The following is a 16024-nucleotide window of genomic DNA, read 5'->3' as shown; positions in this document are numbered from 1 at the left end:
CATGCGTGCCATCCGTTGCCTGACCCTGCTGCTGGCCCTGCTTGCGCCAGCTGCCTTCGCCGCAGGCCCCTACCAGGTGGAAATGATCCTGGTGCGGCAGAACGCCGTGCCGGCGATCACCAGCCCGTTCGCCCCGGAAGACTGGAGCGCCGGCGCGCCGCGCCTGGAAAAAGGCGCCGAGCGCCCGACCGGCCTGGGTGACGAAGTCACCCGCCTGCAGGCCACCGCCGACTACACCGTGCTGCTGCACAAGGCCTGGCAGCAGGATGGCGAAACCGTTGCCCTGAGTGCCGGTGACGAACAGTTCGGCCACTTCCCGATCGAGGGCAACCTGAGCATCCAGGAAAGCCGCTTCATCGCCGTGGACGCCAACCTTTGGGTCAACCAGCTCGACAGCAATGGCAGCGTGCTGCGCAGCGAGCAGTTCAAGCAGAGCAACAGCAACATGAAGGCCGGCCAGCTGACCTTCCTCGATGGCGGCCACCTGGCCGTGCTGCTCAAGGTTTCACCGGCCGGCATGCGCAAGATGCCGCTGCCCGACCCGGAAATGATGGAGCAGTGAAACCGTGAACGCCGATGTGCAGAAGCTGGCAGCCGAGAATCCGAGCTGGAAGCGCGATTTTTCCGCGGCCACCCTGCAACGTGGCGAGCGCTACGCCGAACAGGGCCTGGTGCAGATCCAGTCCCACGGCGATTCACGCATCGAGTCCACCTGCCGCGGCAGCGGCGGCAATGTCTACCGCCAGCGGATCATCATCACCACAGGGCCATCCGGGCAATGCCACGTGCGCGGCAACTGCTCCTGCCCGGTCGGAGAGAACTGCAAGCACTGCGCCGCCGCGCTCTACACCCTGGCCAGCAGCTACGGGCGCGGTGCGGCCAGCGGCGAGCAACTGCCTCATCACCTGCAGCATTGGCTGCAAGGCCTGGAGCAGCCCAGCCCCAGGCCAGACGGCGCTGAAGACCGGCGCGGGCGCATGGTCTGTTACGAGTTGATGCTCGTCGATGACCACAGCAGCTGCGCGCTGCGCGTGCGCAAGGGTACTCGAGAAGAGCACGGCATCCGCTACAGCCGCATCCATTCGTTATACGAATTGCTTTACGAGCCGCCAAAGTATGTCAAGGAGGAAGACCTGCGCATCCTGCGCCAGCTCTCCGCGCAGAACGCGCCCTACGGCCAGGAACGCGGCTACACGCTCAAGGGGCATGAAGGCGGCGAGTTGCTGCAGCGGGTGCTGGACACCGGGCGCCTGATGTTCATCGAAGGGCTGCCGCTGCTGCAACAGGGCGCAGAACGCCGGGCACAGTTCCGCTGGGTTCGCCTGGACAACGGTGACTACCGAGGCATGTGGTACTGCGGCGAGCAGCCGCTCAATTGCATACTGCCGCTGATACCGCTGTTCTATTTCGATATCGATACCAAGGAAGTCGGTACCGTCAGCCACGACCTGGACCCGCATACCGCCCTGCAGCTGTCCCTTGCCCCCGATGTACCGGAACACCTTATCGTGCCTCTCAGCCACAAGCTCAACGCGCTCAACCATCGCCTGCCGACCCCCACCGCCGTGCAGGAAGAACAGCTCGACGGTATCGAGCCAACCCCGCACCTGACCCTCGGCAGCCTCGAATTCAGCGCCTACACGCCCAAGACCGGGCGCATGCAACGCCAGATGCAGCACCGCGCCGCGCTGGCGTTCGACTACGACGGCCTGCGTGCCAGCGGCAGCGACGACAAGTCACTCAGCCGCCTGGTGGGCACCACCAGCCAGCGCATCCAGCGCCAGCCACAGGCCGAGCATGCCCTGCGCAAGGCCCTGCGCGACCACGGCTTCAAGGTGGCCACACGCCAGAGCAAGGCCCTGCCCGACAGTGCCGGCGAAATGTACCAGTTGCCCGACGACGAAGCCTGGCTGCGCTTCGCCCGCGAGGGCCTGCCGCGCCTGCGCGAGGCGGGCTGGGTGATCGACGTGCACCGCGACTTCGCCTTCAACCTGCACGAGGTCGACGACTGGTATGCGACCATCGAGGAAGCGCCAGGCCACGAATGGTTCGACCTCGAACTGGGTATCGTGGTCGACGGCCAGCGCCACAGCCTGCTGCCGATTGTCCTGCAACTGCTGCGCACCAGCCCGGAACTGCTGCGGCCCAGCGAACTGGCGCGGCGCAATGACGACGAGCACCTGCTGATCGACCTCAACCGCACCCGCCATGACGGCCCGGCGTTGCGGGTCGCCCTGCCCTACGGGCGTATCAAGGCGGTGATGGGCACCCTGGGCGAACTGTACCTGCACGACGACGCCGTGGGCCCGAGCCTGCGCCTGGACCGCACCGATGCCGCGCGCCTCAACGACATCGACCACCTGCCGCTGCAATGGGAAGGTGGCAGCCATGTGCGCGACCTGGGCCGGCGCCTGCGCGACGCCCGCGACCTGCAGGTGGCGCCGCCCAAAGACCTGAACGCCACATTGCGCCCCTACCAGCAGCAAGGCCTGAACTGGCTGCAAGCCCTGCGCGAAATGGGCACCGGCGGCATCCTCGGCGACGACATGGGCCTGGGCAAGACCCTGCAGACCCTGGCCCACCTGCTGCTGGAGAAGGAAAGCGGGCGACTGGTACATCCGGCGCTGGCGGTGATGCCCACCAGCCTGGTGCCCAACTGGCTCGACGAAGCCCGGCGCTTCGCCCCCGGCCTGCGCGTGCTGGCCTTGCATGGCCCGGGCCGCAACAAGCACTTCGCCAACCTGGCCGACCATGACCTGGTGCTGACCACCTACGCCCTCGTCCCCCGCGACCTGGAGCCACTCAAGGCGCAGCCCTGGCATCTGCTGGTGCTGGACGAGGCGCAGAACATCAAGAGCAGCACCAGCAAGGCCGCCCAGGCCGTGCGCGAGCTGCAGGCCAACCAGCGCCTGTGCCTGACCGGCACGCCGATGGAGAACAACCTCGGCGAGCTATGGTCGATCTTCCACTTCCTGATGCCCGGCTGGCTGGGCGACAGCAAGCGCTTCACCCAGGACTACCGTACCCCGATCGAGCGCCACGGCGACGCTGAGCGCATGGCCCATCTGGCCAGCCGCATCCGCCCGTTCCTGCTGCGCCGCACCAAGGAACAGGTGGCCACCGAGCTGCCGGCCAAGACCGAGATGATCCACTGGGTCGAGCTCAGCGACGCCCAACGCGACACCTACGAGGCGCTGCGGGTGGCAATGGACAAGAAGGTCCGCGACGAGATCGCCCGCAACGGCGCCGCGCGCAGCCAGATCGTCATCCTCGATGCACTGCTCAAGTTGCGCCAGGTGTGCTGCGACCTGCGCCTGGTCAAGGGTACCGAGGCCAAGGGTTCGTTCGCCGACAAGGGCAAGCTGGGCAGCCTGCTGGAGATGCTCGAGGAGTTGCTCAGCGAGGGGCGCAAGGTGCTGCTGTTCTCGCAGTTCACCTCGATGCTGGCACTGATCGAGTTCGAGCTGGAGAAGCGCGGCATCCGCTACAGCCTGCTGACCGGCGATACCCGCGACCGTCGCGCCCCCGTGCAGCAGTTCCAGAATGGCGACAGCGAGGTATTCCTGATCAGCCTCAAGGCCGGCGGCACGGGGCTTAACCTGACCGCCGCCGACACCGTGATCCACTACGACCCGTGGTGGAACCCGGCCAGTGAAAACCAGGCCACCGACCGCGCCTACCGCATCGGCCAGGACAAGCCGGTGTTCGTGTTCAAGCTGATCACCCGGGGAACGGTGGAAGAGAAGATCCAGCAATTGCAGCAAGAGAAGGCGGCACTGGCAGCCGGGCTGCTCGATGGCGGGCAGGCCGGGCAATGGCGGTTGGGGGATGAAGAGATCGAGGCGCTGTTCGCGCCACTGCCGGGCAAACGAAGCAAGTAAAAAGCCCGCTGCCACGAACCCTCAGGGGGGGCGTGGCAGCGGGCTTGCCCGGGACGAGGCCAGCGAGGTCAATCGACCAACTGAGCTTCCTTCAACGCCCCCAGCGCCTCCAGCCAACGCGGCTGCTGGCGGTAATCGGTACGCGCAAAGCCCTGCCCGCGCATCCGTGCAATCCGCGGCGACGGCTTGACCTTCATGCGCTGCGCTGCGCTCAGCGCCAGCTCGGCCGATGCCCGGTCATTGCACACCAGGCCCATGTCGCAGCCCGCGCTCAGTGCGGCCTCGATGCGGCTGGCGGCATCGCCCACCACGTGGGCGCCGGCCATGGACAGGTCATCGCTGAAGATCACCCCGTCGAAGCCCAGCTCGCCGCGCAGGATGTCCTGCAGCCAGCGCCGGGAGAAGCCGGCCGGCTGGTTGTCGACCTGCGGGTAGATCACGTGGGCCGGCATGACCGCCGCCAACTGGCCGCTCAGGCGGGTGAACGGCACCAGGTCGGCCGCGCGCAGCTGTTCCAGGCTGCGCTCATCGACCGGGATCGCCACATGGGAATCGGCCTCGGCCCAGCCGTGACCGGGGAAATGCTTGCCACAGGCGGCCATGCCCGCGGCATTCATGCCACGGATGAAGGCGCCGGCCAGTTCGGTAGCCCGCTGCGGATTGCCTTCGAAGGCGCGGCTGCCGACCACGGCACTGCGCTGATGGTCGAGGTCCAGCACCGGAGCAAAGCTCAGGTCCAGGCCTACCGCCAGCACCTCGGTGGCCATCAGCCAGCCGCACTGCTCGGCCAGGTATTCGGCATTGGCGTTGTCGGCGATGGCGCGCATGGCCGGCAGGCGCACGAAGCCCTGGCGCAGGCGCTGGACCCGCCCGCCTTCCTGGTCCACGGCGAGGATCAGCTCGGGACGGATGGCGCGGATCGAGGCGCACAACTCGCGCACCTGGCGCGGGCTGTCGATGTTGCGGGCAAAGATGATCAGGCCGGCCACTTCGGGCTGGCGCAGCAGATGGCGGTCTTCGGCGGTCAGCCATTTACCGGCGATATCCACCATCAGGGAGCCTTGCAGGCTGGCAGTCATTGGGAATCCTTCATTGGAGATCCGGAGGTCGCGCAGACGCACGCACACATCGGACAACGCGGTGTCCGATGGTTCAGTGGCGAAGTTGCCGTACTGACGGGAATTGCGGCGGGGGCGAGTTCAGGCATGGGCGCTAGCTTAGCGCAAGCGCCCTGCCCCGCCCAGTGCTCAGGCCTTGGCGGGCGCGCCGGACTTGCTGCGTGGGCGCAATTGCGCCGCGGCCATGGCCTGGTCGGTGACACCGCTGTCGGCACGCATGCCGGCGGCCAGGAACGGCACCATCAGGCGCATCACCTGCTCGATCGAGGTGTTGATGCCGAAGTCGGTTTCGGCGATGGCGCGCAGGGCCTTGATACCCGACATGCTGAACGCCGCGGCGCCGAGCATGAAGTGCACGCGCCAGAACAGCTCCAGTGGCGGAATGCGCGGCGCGGCCTCGTTGACCAGCAGCATGTAGCGGCGGAATACCTTGCCGTACATGTCTTCCAGGTAACGGCGCAGGTGCCCCTGGCTCTGGCTGAAGGCCAGGCCCAGCAGGCGCATGAAGATCGACAGGTCGTTGTTGCTGCGTGGTTGCACGACCAGGGCCTGCTCCACCAGCATTTCCAGCAGTTCCTCGAGCGAGGCCTTCTGCTCGGGGCGCGCCTGGTGGCGGTCGAGCTCACGCTCCAGGCTGGCGCAGAACGGGCCCAGGAAGCGGGAAAAGACCGCCTGGATCAGGGCTTTCTTCGAACCGAAATGGTAGTTCACCGCCGCCAGGTTGACCCCGGCCTTGCTGGTGATCAGCCGCAATGAGGTTTCCGCGAACCCGCGCTCCGCGAACAGCTGCTCCGCCGCATCGAGGATGCGCTCAACGGTTTCCGATTGGGCCATGACTACTCCGCCTGACAAACAGTTGTTTGAAACATACGTTTCAAGCCTGATTATGTCAAGGCTCAGTGACTGGGTGGTCGCTCATTTAAACACAGCCACAAGGCATTGAATGCGCACGCTTTGCAGCGGTTGTGCGGCAAGGGTGCTTGCAGCTTGCCAGCCACTGTATATAATTCCAGTCACTGTATATAAAGACAGAGCCCTCGCCCATGCTGAAACTGACGCCACGCCAAGCCGAGATTCTGGCTTTCATCAAACGCTGCCTCGAAGACAACGGCTTCCCGCCGACCCGCGCCGAAATCGCGCAGGAGCTGGGCTTCAAGTCGCCCAACGCCGCCGAGGAGCACCTGAAAGCCCTGGCCCGCAAGGGCGCCATCGAGATGACCCCTGGCGCTTCCCGCGGTATTCGCATCCCTGGCCTCGAGCCCAAGCAGGAGGACAGCGGCCTGCCCATCATCGGCCGCGTCGCCGCCGGTGCACCGATCCTCGCCGAGCAGCACATCGAGGATTCCTGCAGCATCAACCCGGCCTTCTTCCATCCGCGCGCCGATTACCTGCTGCGGGTGCACGGCATGAGCATGAAGGACATCGGCATCTTCGACGGCGACCTGCTCGCCGTGCACACCACCCGCGAAGCCCGCAACGGCCAGGTGGTGGTAGCCCGTATCGGCGACGAAGTGACCGTCAAGCGCTTCAAGCGTGAAGGCAGCAAGGTCTGGCTGATCGCCGAGAACCCCGAATTCGCCCCCATCGAAGTCGACCTGAAGGAACAGGAGCTGGTGATCGAGGGCTTGAGCGTCGGCGTCCTGCGCCGCTGAACCAGGAGGCCTCATGCAGCCGTTCACCCATGCACCCCAGCAAGCCCAGTTGCCGCTGTTCGAGGCCTTCCTTGCCCAGCCGGTGCTGCCAGGTCTCAAGCCCAGCGAGGCGCCGCGCAAGAGCAGCCAGCCAGAGCTGTTCAGCGAGCTGGCCCTGCGCGGCGCGCCAGGGCACTGCCAGAGCCTGCTGGCGCCGATCCTGCGCGAACTCAGCGAAGAAGACGACAGCCGCTGGCTGACGCTCATCGCCCCACCCAGCAGCCTCACCCAGGCCTGGCTGCGTGATGCTGGCCTGAACCGCGAACGCATCCTGTTGCTGCAACCCGGCGGCAGGCAGACGGCCCTGCAACTGGCCTGCGAGGCGCTACGCCTGGGGCACAGCCATACCGTGGTCAGCTGGCTGGGCACCATCAACAGCAACGCCCGCCAACAGCTGCAGCGCGCAGCGGCCAGCGGAAACGCACAAAGCCTGAACATCCGCCTCGGCTGATGTTCAGGCTTTGCCTGTCAAACGCTTGAAACCCTGGGCCGCTACCGTGGCTCAGTGAAGGACGCGCGGCCCCTCTTCACGCTCGAAGTCGCCCTCAACCAGGCGGCCGGCCATTTGCACGCCGACGCTGAGCATGGCCTTGGCCACTTCCACATGCTGTCCTTGCAGGAATGCCTTGGCATCCTCGGAGAAATCCAGGGTTACCAGGGAGCCTTCATCTTCGGCGCGGCGCAGCTCGATCCGGCCATCAGGCAACTCGACAATTTCTAGAAAGGACGTTGACATAAAGGGCCTGCTTTTCACGAAAGGCCATTAGTGTACCAGCCATGGAAGCGCTCAGCACTCACTCAGCGCATCGCGGAATCGTCTCACCAGGCTTTTCAGGTTCTGCCGCCAGGCCTCCAACTCCTCCCGGGAAAGCTCGGCCGGCTCAGGCTCGTCCAGATTGACGGCCTGGATCAGCGGCTGGGTAACGTCACCCTTGACGGTTTTCTTCGCGACCGGTGGTCGGAACAAATCGGCATAAGCCGCCAGCAGACGCGCCAGCCAGGTTTCCGGCTGGCGGGCCAGCTCCAGCAGCTCGGCCATTTCCGGGATCGCCACGCTCTGCAGCACCTCGTCGCTGAACAGCAATTCCGCCCGTGCCGCCGAGGCCTGGGGCAGGCGGTAGAAGCCGGCGATCTCGTGGCACAGCCCAAGCAGCGCGCCATACAGGTGGAACAGCGCCGACTCGCGCTCAGCCTGGAGCAGCCCCTGGGCATTCAGCGCCTGGCTGTCCGCGGCCTTGGCCATGGACTCCAGCGCGAGGCCGGCGAAGAACAGTTTCTGGTTGGTGCGGGTGTAGAGTTCCTGGGCCATTTCGACTGACTCCTGAAGGCTGCAAGGCGATTGCCTGCAGTTTCAGGGATTGCGCTTTGCTTGTCATCAAATGACTGGGGCGCGGAGCGGCCCCAGTCACGCCTTCAGATCAGCGCTTGTCTTCGACCTTCCACGCCTTGCCGTCGTAGAACGCCTTCCAGCCGGTAGGCTTGCCGTCAACCTCGGACTGCACGTACTGCTCCTTGGTCTTGCGGCTGTAGCGGATCACCGTTGGGCGCCCTTCCGGGTCCTTCTGTGGCGCTTCGCAGAGGAAGTGATACTTCGGATCGATCTCGTGCTTGTGCGGGACGATCTCCAGCACCAGCGGCGCACGGGTTTCGCGGTTTTTCGGGAACTGGCTGGCAGCCAGGAACAAGCCCGAGGCGCCGTCACGCAGCACGTAGGTATCGTCGACCTTCTCGCACTTGAGCTCCGGCATGTCCACCTTGTCCATCTTCGGTGGCGCCGCCTCGCCGCTCTTGAGCAGCTTGCGGGTGTTCTTGCAGCTTGGGTTGGTGCAGCCGAAGAACTTGCCGAAACGGCCGGTCTTGAGCTGCATTTCGCTGCCGCACTTGTCGCATTCCAGGCTCGGGCCTTCGTAGCCCTTGATGCGGTAGTTGCCTTCCTCGATTTCGTAGCCGGCGCAATCCGGGTTGTTACCGCAGATGTGCAGCTTGCGCTTCTCGTCGAGCAGGTAGGCATCCATCGCCGTCGAACAGATAGGGCAGCGGTGCTTGCCGCGCAGCACCAGCGACTCGGACTCGCCCTCGTCGTCGGCGGCGATTTCGTCGCCCGGCACCAGGTTGACCGTCGCCTTGCAACGCTCCTTCGGCGGCAGGCTGTAACCCGAGCAGCCGAGGAACACGCCGGTGGACGCGGTACGGATCATCATCGGCCGGCCACATTCCTTGCACGGAATGTTGGTCAGGGTCGGCTGGTTGGCACGCATGCCGTGCTCGCTGGACTCGGCGGTCTGCAACTTCTTGTTGAAGTCGCCATAGAACTCGTCGAGGACGTTCTTCCAGTCACGCTCGCCCTGGGCCACGTCGTCGAGGTTCTCCTCCATGCCGGCGGTGAAGCCGTAGTCCATCAGGTTGGCGAAGCTCTCGGACAGGCGCTCGGTGACGATGTCGCCCATCTTCTCGGAATAGAAGCGGCGGTTGTGCAGCGTGACGTAGCCGCGATCCTGGATGGTGGAAATGATCGCCGCATAGGTGGATGGGCGGCCGATACCGCGCTTTTCCATTTCCTTGACCAGGCTGGCTTCGGTGAAGCGCGCTGGCGGCTTGGTGAAGTGCTGGCTGGGATCGAGCTGGATCAGCTTGAGCGCTTCACCCTGGGCCATTTCCGGCAGCACGTCGTCTTCGCCCGACTTGCTCTGCTGCGGCAGGACACGGGTGTAACCATCAAACTTGAGGATACGGCCCTTGGCGCGCAGCTCGAACTCACCCGCCACCACGGTGACGCTGGTGGACAGGTACTGCGCCGGCGGCATCTGGCAAGCCAGGAACTGGCGCCAGATCAGCTCGTACAGGCGCTCGGCGTCACGCTCCATGCCACTGAGCTTGGTCGGATGGGTGCTGACGTCGGACGGGCGGATCGCTTCGTGCGCCTCCTGAGCCCCTTCCTTGCTGCCATAGACGATGGGCGCGGCAGGCAGGTACTGCTTGCCGAACTCCTTCTCGATGTAGCTGCGGGCCATTTCGACGGCGTCGGTCGACAGGTTGGTCGAGTCGGTACGCATGTAGGTGATGTAGCCGGCTTCGTAAAGACGCTGGGCCATCATCATGGTCTTTTTCACCCCAAAGCCCAGGCGGTTGCTTGCGGCCTGCTGCAGGGTGGAGGTAATGAACGGTGCCGAAGGCTTGCTGCTGGTCGGCCGATCTTCGCGCTTGCTCACGCTGTAGCTGGAGGCCTTGAGCTTCTCCAGCGCGGCCATGGCCTGGGCTTCGTTGAGCGGCTTGAATGCCTCGCCCTTCTCGCGGGCCACTTCGAAGCGCACCTTGGCGTTCTTGGCAGTGCCCAGGTCGGCGTGGACTTCCCAGTATTCTTCCGGGTTGAAGGCACGGATCTCGCGCTCGCGCTCGACCACCAGCTTCACTGCTACCGACTGCACGCGGCCGGCGGACAGGCCACGGGCGATCTTCGCCCACAGCAGCGGCGAGACCATGTAGCCGACCACGCGGTCGAGGAAACGCCGCGCCTGCTGGGCATTGACCCGATCGATATCGAGCTCGCCCGGCTGGGAGAAGGCTTCCTGGATGGCTTTCTTGGTGATCTCGTTGAACACCACGCGCTTGTAGCGGCTGTCATCGCCGCCGATGGCCTCGCGCAGGTGCCAGGCGATGGCTTCCCCCTCGCGATCCAAGTCGGTTGCGAGATAGATGGTGTCGGCATCCTTGGCCAGGCGGCGCAGTTCCTCGATGACCTTCTCCTTGCCGGGAAGGATCTCGTACTTGGCCTTCCAGCCCGCCTCGGGGTCGACGCCCATGCGTGCGACCAGGGTGCGGCGCGCCTTCTCCTTCGGCGACAAGGCCGGAGCCTCGGCCGCGGCCTTGCCGCGCTTGGCCGCCGGTTCCTTGCTCGCACTGGCGGAACCGCTGGTGGGAAGGTCACGGATGTGGCCGATACTCGACTTCACCACGTACTGGCTGCCCAGGTACTTGTTGATGGTCTTGGCCTTGGCCGGGGATTCCACAATGACCAGCGATTTGCCCATGGATCGGAGTATTCCTGAATCTGAAGATGAAAAACGCGTCAGGTGCCGGACGCGGCACCGCTATATATAGTGGCAAAAGAGTGAGGTCAAGCGCGGTCTATCACTCGTGCGCCTTGCCCAGCCGCTCACCAAGGCCCTCTTCGGCCTTGACCAAAGCAAAGCGTGGCACCTGCTCGCCGTCAACCTCGACGGACTCCTGGAACATCGAAAGTGGCCTGACCCAGAAGCTGTAGTCACCATACAGGCACTGGTAGAACACCATCCACTCCTCGCTCTCGGAGTGTCGCGCAGCGCTGAAAACACGGTACTCAGGGCCTTTGTAATGCCGGTACACACCAGGTTGTATCTGCATGTCGCTCGCCCTCTTGAACAAATCCTGTAAAAAACAAAAGCCGGGGCACATGGCCCCGGCTGCTGTCCTGCGCCGCGATCAGACGCGTTCGAAGACAGTGGTGATGCCTTGGCCCAGGCCGACACACATGGTGGCGACGCCCAGGGTCCCGCCATTCTGCTTCATGACGTTGAGCAGGGTGCCGGAAATCCGCGCCCCCGAGCAACCGAACGGGTGACCCAGGGCGATAGCGCCGCCGTGCAGGTTAACCTTCTCATTCATCTTGTCGAGCACTTTCAGATCTTTCAGCACCGGCAGGGCCTGTGCGGCGAAAGCTTCGTTGAGCTCGAAGAAGTCGATGTCGGCGATGGTCAGACCAGCGCGCTTGAGGGCTTTCTGCGTCGACGGGACCGGGCCGTAGCCCATGATCGCCGGATCCACACCGGCGACCGCCATCGAACGGATGACCGCCAGTGGCTGGATCCCCAGGTCCATGGCGCGCTGGCCGGACATGACGATCATGCACGAGGCGCCGTCGGTGATCTGCGACGAGGTGCCCGCGGTGACGGTGCCACCTTTCGGGTTGAACGCCGGTTTGAGCGACGCCAGGCCTTCGAGGGTGGTTTCCGGGCGAATGGTCTCGTCGTAGTCGAAGACCTTCAGGAAGCCGTTCTCGTCGTAACCCTGCATCGGGATGATCTCGTCCTTGAACTTGCCTTCGACCGTCGCCTTGTGGGCGAGCTGGTGCGAACGCACACCGAACAGATCCTGTTGCTCACGGGTGATGCCGTGCATCTTGCCCAGCATCTCGGCGGTCAGGCCCATCATCCCGGAAGCCTTGGCAGCGTGCAAGGACAGGTGCGGGTTGGGGTCGACGCCATGCATCATGCTGACGTGGCCCATGTGCTCGACACCACCGATGACGAACACGTCGCCGTTGCCGGTCATGATCGCCTGGGCGGCGGTGTGCAGCGCGCTCATCGACGAGCCGCACAGGCGGCTGACGGTTTGCGCGGCGGAGGTGTGCGGGATCTGGGTCATCAGCGAGGCCATGCGGGCGATGTTCCAGCCCTGCTCCAGGGTCTGGTTGACACAGCCCCAGATCACGTCCTCGACTTCCTTCGGGTCGACCTTGTCGTTGCGCTCCAGCAGCTTGCTGATCAGGTGCGCGGACATGTCTTCGGCACGGGTGTTGCGGTGCATGCCACCCTTGGAGCGGCCCATCGGCGTGCGACCGAAGTCGACAATCACCACGTCTCTTGGATTCAGGCTCATATCAATATTCTCGCTCTAGCTCGTGGGCGCTCAGTTGAAGAAGCGCTGGCCGTTCTTGGCCATTTCGCGCAGCTTCGCAGTGGGGTGGTACAGCGGCCCCAGGTCGGCGTACTTGTCGGCCAGTGCGACGAACTCGGCGACCCCGATCGAATCGATGTAGCGCAGCGCGCCACCGCGGAACGGAGGGAAACCGATGCCATAGACCAGGCCCATGTCGGCTTCGGCGGCGGTGGCGACAATGCCGTCTTCAAGGCAGCGCACGGTTTCCAGGCACAGCGGCACCATCATCCAGTTGATGATGTCTTCGTCGGTGACTTCACGCTGCTCGAAGATGACCGGCTTGAGCACGTCGAGCACGCTGGCATCGGCGACTTTCTTCGGCTTGCCGCGCTTGTCGGTCTCGTAGGCGTAGAAGCCCTTGCCGTTCTTCTGGCCCAGGCGGTTGGCTTCGTACAGGGCGTCGACGGCGGAGCGACGATCGTCCTTCATGCGGTCCGGGAAGCCTTCGGCCATCACGTCGCGGCCGTGGTGGCCGGTGTCGATGCCGACCACGTCCATCAGGTAGGCCGGGCCCATCGGCCAGCCGAACTTCTCCATCACCTTGTCGATGCGCACGAAGTCGACGCCAGCGCTGACCAGCTTGGCGAAGCCGCCGAAGTACGGGAACAGCACGCGGTTGACCAGGAAGCCCGGGCAGTCGTTGACCACGATCGGGTTCTTGCCCATCTTCTTGGCGTAGGCCACGGTGGTGGCCACGGCCACGTCGCTGGACTTCTCGCCACGGATGACTTCCACCAGCGGCATCATGTGCACCGGGTTGAAGAAGTGCATGCCGACGAAGTTTTCCGGACGCTTGAGCGCCTTGGCCAGCAGGTTGATGGAGATGGTCGAGGTGTTGGAGGCGAGGATCGCATCCTCTTTCACCTGGCCTTCCACTTCAGCCAGCACGGCTTGCTTGACCTTCGGGTTCTCGACCACGGCCTCGACGATGATGTCGACATTGCCGAAGTCACCGTAGGACAGGGTCGGGCGAATGGCGTTGAGGGCCTCGGCCATCTTGGCCGGGGTCAGGCGCCCCTTCTCGACGCGCTTGCCGAGCAGCTTGGAGGCCTCGTTCAGGCCGAGCTGGATGGCTTCCTCGCGGATATCCTTCATCAGGATTGGGGTGCCCTTGACCGCCGACTGGTAGGCGATGCCGCCACCCATGATACCGGCGCCGAGCACGGCGGCCTGTTTCACGTCGTGAGCGATCTCGTCGTGGGCCTTGGCCTTGCGCTTGAGCTCCTGGTCGTTCAGGAACAGGCCGATCAGGCTCTCGGCGACCGAGGTCTTGGCCAGCTTGGCGAAGCCTGCTGCCTCGACTTCCAGTGCCTTGTCACGGCCGAAGTTGGCGGCTTTCTGGATGGTCTTGATGGCCTCGACCGGCGCCGGGTAGTTCGGGCCAGCCTGGCCGGCAACGAAGCCCTTGGCGGTCTCGAAGGCCATCATCTGCTCGATGGCGTTGAGCTTGAGTTTTTCCAGCTTGGGCTGGCGCTTGGCCTTGTAGTCCAGCTCGCCGCTGATGGCGCGCTTGACCAGGTCCAGGGCACCGGCCTGCAGCAGCTCAGGGGCGACCACGGCATCGACGGCGCCGACCTTCAGGGCGTCCTCGGCGCGGTTTTCCTTGCCGGAGGCGATCCACTCGATGGCGTTGTCCGAGCCGATCAGGCGCGGCAGGCGCACGGTGCCGCCAAAGCCTGGGTAGATGCCCAGCTTGACTTCCGGCAGGCCGATCTTGGCGCTGCTGGCCATGACCCGGTAGTCGGCGGCCAGGCACATCTCCAGGCCGCCGCCCAGGGCGATGCCGTTGATGGCGACCACGGTCGGCACCGGCAGGTCTTCGAAGTCACTGAAAATGCGGTTGGCTTCCAGGTTGCCGGCGACCAGTTCGGCCTCGGGCAGCTTGAAGTTGTCGACGAACTCGGTGATGTCGGCGCCGACGATGAACACGTCCTTGCCACTGCTGACGATCACGCCCTTGACCGAGGCATCGGCCTTGATCACGTCCACGGCCTGACGCAGCTCGTTCAGAGTGAGACGGTTGAACTTGTTGACGGACTCACCCTTGAGGTCGAACTTCAGTTCGACGATGCCGCTTTCAAGAGCCTTAACCGTGATGGCTTTACCTTCGTAAATCATCAACTGATCTCCACGATATGGAAGCTGAACAGTACACGTCGATCGCTGGCAGCGAGAGCCGGTCTACCGGTCCCTCACCCCAGGCACACCCGTCGACGCGCTAATCGGGATTCTGTAAGAGCCGTCTGACATACAAACGCTCAATTCATACGCCCGTTTGACTTGGGTGTGCACACATTCCCCGAAAAGAACCGCGTTGTCAAATACTCGCGAAGGCCGTGAAAACGCGACTTTCCAGTCATCTTCTACCCTCCGGGTACGAAACATGATGACAGTGATCGCCCTCCATTCATGTCAGCGATAGGCCACCCCCGACGGCACACGTGCTTTTTTCTAAACGCATCCGGCCAGGATGGCTACACTGCGACTGATTGAAAGTATTTCCGGCCTGCCTGGCCCTGTGCTTGCACGCACAAACGCAAAACGGCGCACAGGAGCATGTTTGCTCCTGTGCGCCGTTTTGCGTCACATGGGTTCAGGCGAGGGTTTCGAGGGTCTGGGCAATATCCTGCAAAACAGATTTGTCGCCCCGCTCGCTCCAGTACAGAGCAATCATGCGACTGTCGGCCTCGACCTTGTAGACCGTTGCCGGCAGGCGGGCGAAGGCGTCGGCCAGGCGCTGATCCTCGCAGGGCTCGCGCCACTGGTTCCACCACACGCCCGGGGTGATCTGCCAGTAGCACCAGCTGTCCGCGCGCCCTTTGCGCCGCGCCCGGTGGTACTGCGGGCAGGGGCTTGGCGGCTCGTTTACCAGCCAGTGCGGCCACTGTTGCGGCGCCAGTTGCATGGCCAGCCCCATGCGCCGCCCCTCCAGGCGCAGGCTCATCTGCTCGCTCTGTTTGCGCGAGGGGCGCAACCAGGCCAACGGGCTGAGAATCAGCGCAAGGATTGACACCACCAGCCATACCGTCATATCTGTAGACCTTATAAAGCGTTGCAAATGAGCGGGTTAGTCAGGTTTCACGGAAGATCCGCGCGAAAGCGACCATACTTCTACTATCGCGATTGTCAGGAGTACTGCACATGTCCTATGAACATCTTCTGGTCGCCGTCGACCTGACCGAAGAATGCGACCCGGTGATCAAGCGGGCCAAGGCCATCGCCCTGGCCAGCGGCGCCAAGGTCTCCCTGGTGCATATCGTCGAGCCCATGGCCATGGCCTTCGGCGGCGACGTGCCGATGGACCTGTCGCAGTTGCAGCAGCAACAGTTCGACCAGGCCAAGGAACGCATGGAGCGCCTGTACAACAAGTACCCGGATATCAATCGCGGCGACTCGCACCTGGTCTACGGCCAGCCGCGCCAGGAAATCCACCAGTTGGCCAAGGATCAGAAGTGCGACCTGATCGTGGTCGGCAGCCATGGCCGCCACGGCCTGGCCCTGCTGCTGGGCTCCACCGCCAACGACGTGCTGCACGGCGCGCCGTGCGATGTATTGGCGGTGCGGTTGCAGAAGAAGGCCGAGTAATACTTTCATCGCGGGGCAAGCCCGCTCCCACAAAGCCCGTCAAACAGGGCTGCGT

The 16024-nt window shown here is 64.2% G+C and carries 14 protein-coding genes; 5 read left to right on the top strand and 9 right to left on the bottom strand.

Going from position 1 to position 16024, the window contains the following annotated elements; all coding sequences use genetic code 11:
- The first annotated feature begins 1 nt into the window (after window position 1).
- Both ACODS9_RS24710 and ACODS9_RS24705 read left to right on the top strand, forming a co-directional pair.
- A complete protein-coding gene (locus tag ACODS9_RS24710; RefSeq protein WP_046856395.1) occupies window positions 2–562 on the top strand; it encodes a CsiV family protein in 561 nt (186 codons plus the stop codon).
- Window positions 563–566: 4 nt separating this feature from the next.
- On the top strand, window positions 567–3881 hold the full coding sequence (locus ACODS9_RS24705; RefSeq protein ID WP_489094982.1) for a DEAD/DEAH box helicase: 3315 nt from the start codon (window positions 567–569) through the stop codon (window positions 3879–3881).
- 68 nt (window positions 3882–3949) lie between these two features.
- On the opposite strand, the gene nagZ is transcribed toward ACODS9_RS24705, so the two are convergent.
- Both nagZ and ACODS9_RS24695 read right to left on the bottom strand, forming a co-directional pair.
- Window positions 3950–4948, bottom strand: coding sequence for a beta-N-acetylhexosaminidase (nagZ, locus tag ACODS9_RS24700; RefSeq protein ID WP_172670930.1), 999 nt, complete (start codon window positions 4946–4948; stop codon window positions 3950–3952).
- Window positions 4949–5128: 180 nt separating this feature from the next.
- Entirely contained in the window at window positions 5129–5833 is a 705-nt protein-coding gene (locus tag ACODS9_RS24695; RefSeq protein ID WP_046856397.1) for a TetR/AcrR family transcriptional regulator, read from the bottom strand.
- A gap of 209 nt (window positions 5834–6042) precedes the next feature.
- Between ACODS9_RS24695 and lexA the strand changes: the two genes are divergently transcribed.
- Together lexA and sulA are read left to right on the top strand one after the other, a co-directional pair.
- Window positions 6043–6651 carry a transcriptional repressor LexA gene (gene lexA / locus ACODS9_RS24690; protein ID WP_023632613.1) on the top strand — a complete coding sequence of 203 codons (609 nt, stop codon included), beginning with the start codon at window positions 6043–6045 and terminating at the stop codon, window positions 6649–6651.
- Between the two features lie 13 nt (window positions 6652–6664).
- Window positions 6665–7141: an SOS-induced cell division inhibitor SulA gene (gene sulA, locus ACODS9_RS24685; protein WP_104444211.1), complete on the top strand. Its 477-nt coding sequence runs from the start codon at window positions 6665–6667 to the stop codon at window positions 7139–7141.
- 51 nt (window positions 7142–7192) lie between these two features.
- On the opposite strand, the gene ACODS9_RS24680 is transcribed toward sulA, so the two are convergent.
- The 7 genes from ACODS9_RS24680 to ACODS9_RS24650 all read right to left on the bottom strand — a co-directional run bounded on the left by ACODS9_RS24680 (window position 7193) and on the right by ACODS9_RS24650 (window position 15415).
- Window positions 7193–7426 carry a hypothetical protein gene (locus ACODS9_RS24680; protein WP_023630868.1) on the bottom strand — a complete coding sequence of 78 codons (234 nt, stop codon included), beginning with the start codon at window positions 7424–7426 and terminating at the stop codon, window positions 7193–7195.
- A gap of 51 nt (window positions 7427–7477) precedes the next feature.
- Window positions 7478–7999 carry a DUF6586 family protein gene (locus ACODS9_RS24675; protein WP_023630869.1) on the bottom strand — a complete coding sequence of 174 codons (522 nt, stop codon included), beginning with the start codon at window positions 7997–7999 and terminating at the stop codon, window positions 7478–7480.
- Between the two features lie 109 nt (window positions 8000–8108).
- On the bottom strand, window positions 8109–10718 hold the full coding sequence (gene topA, locus ACODS9_RS24670; protein ID WP_489094981.1) for a type I DNA topoisomerase: 2610 nt from the start codon (window positions 10716–10718) through the stop codon (window positions 8109–8111).
- A gap of 100 nt (window positions 10719–10818) precedes the next feature.
- The gene (locus ACODS9_RS24665; protein WP_050704830.1) at window positions 10819–11070 is read right to left on the bottom strand and encodes a DUF1653 domain-containing protein; all 252 of its coding nucleotides are present in this window, start codon (window positions 11068–11070) and stop codon (window positions 10819–10821) included.
- A 78-nt stretch (window positions 11071–11148) separates the two neighbouring features.
- A complete protein-coding gene (gene fadA, locus ACODS9_RS24660; RefSeq protein ID WP_023629457.1) occupies window positions 11149–12324 on the bottom strand; it encodes an acetyl-CoA C-acyltransferase FadA in 1176 nt (391 codons plus the stop codon).
- Window positions 12325–12354: 30 nt separating this feature from the next.
- Entirely contained in the window at window positions 12355–14502 is a 2148-nt protein-coding gene (gene fadB / locus ACODS9_RS24655) for a fatty acid oxidation complex subunit alpha FadB (protein WP_489094980.1), read from the bottom strand.
- 475 nt (window positions 14503–14977) lie between these two features.
- Complete coding sequence (locus ACODS9_RS24650; protein WP_401105730.1) at window positions 14978–15415, bottom strand: hypothetical protein; 438 nt, start codon at window positions 15413–15415, stop codon at window positions 14978–14980.
- Window positions 15416–15525: 110 nt separating this feature from the next.
- On the opposite strand from ACODS9_RS24650, the gene ACODS9_RS24645 reads away from it, so the two are divergent.
- Window positions 15526–15969 (top strand): universal stress protein, encoded by a 444-nt coding sequence (locus tag ACODS9_RS24645; RefSeq protein WP_046856401.1) that lies wholly within the window; start codon window positions 15526–15528, stop codon window positions 15967–15969.
- Window positions 15970–16024: the final 55 nt, after the last annotated feature.

It is taken from the genome of Pseudomonas sp. FG36, from assembly GCF_057809275.1.
This window is presented reverse-complemented; position numbering and strand designations above follow the sequence as displayed.

Excerpts from the sequence above, each read along its gene's own strand:
- ACODS9_RS24680 (WP_023630868.1), bottom strand. The coding sequence starts at position 7,426 with ATGTCAACGTCCTTTCTAGAAATTGTCGAGTTGCCTGATGGCCGGATC.
- ACODS9_RS24675 (WP_023630869.1), bottom strand. The coding sequence starts at position 7,999 with ATGGCCCAGGAACTCTACACCCGCACCAACCAGAAACTGTTCTTCGCC.
- ACODS9_RS24695 (WP_046856397.1), bottom strand. The coding sequence starts at position 5,833 with ATGGCCCAATCGGAAACCGTTGAGCGCATCCTCGATGCGGCGGAGCAG.
- ACODS9_RS24650 (WP_401105730.1), bottom strand. The coding sequence starts at position 15,415 with ATGACGGTATGGCTGGTGGTGTCAATCCTTGCGCTGATTCTCAGCCCG.
- ACODS9_RS24645 (WP_046856401.1), top strand. The coding sequence starts at position 15,526 with ATGTCCTATGAACATCTTCTGGTCGCCGTCGACCTGACCGAAGAATGC.
- fadA (WP_023629457.1), bottom strand. The coding sequence starts at position 12,324 with ATGAGCCTGAATCCAAGAGACGTGGTGATTGTCGACTTCGGTCGCACG.
- fadB (WP_489094980.1), bottom strand. The coding sequence starts at position 14,502 with ATGATTTACGAAGGTAAAGCCATCACGGTTAAGGCTCTTGAAAGCGGC.
- topA (WP_489094981.1), bottom strand. The coding sequence starts at position 10,718 with ATGGGCAAATCGCTGGTCATTGTGGAATCCCCGGCCAAGGCCAAGACC.
- ACODS9_RS24710 (WP_046856395.1), top strand. The coding sequence starts at position 2 with ATGCGTGCCATCCGTTGCCTGACCCTGCTGCTGGCCCTGCTTGCGCCA.
- ACODS9_RS24665 (WP_050704830.1), bottom strand. The coding sequence starts at position 11,070 with ATGCAGATACAACCTGGTGTGTACCGGCATTACAAAGGCCCTGAGTAC.
- lexA (WP_023632613.1), top strand. The coding sequence starts at position 6,043 with ATGCTGAAACTGACGCCACGCCAAGCCGAGATTCTGGCTTTCATCAAA.
- sulA (WP_104444211.1), top strand. The coding sequence starts at position 6,665 with ATGCAGCCGTTCACCCATGCACCCCAGCAAGCCCAGTTGCCGCTGTTC.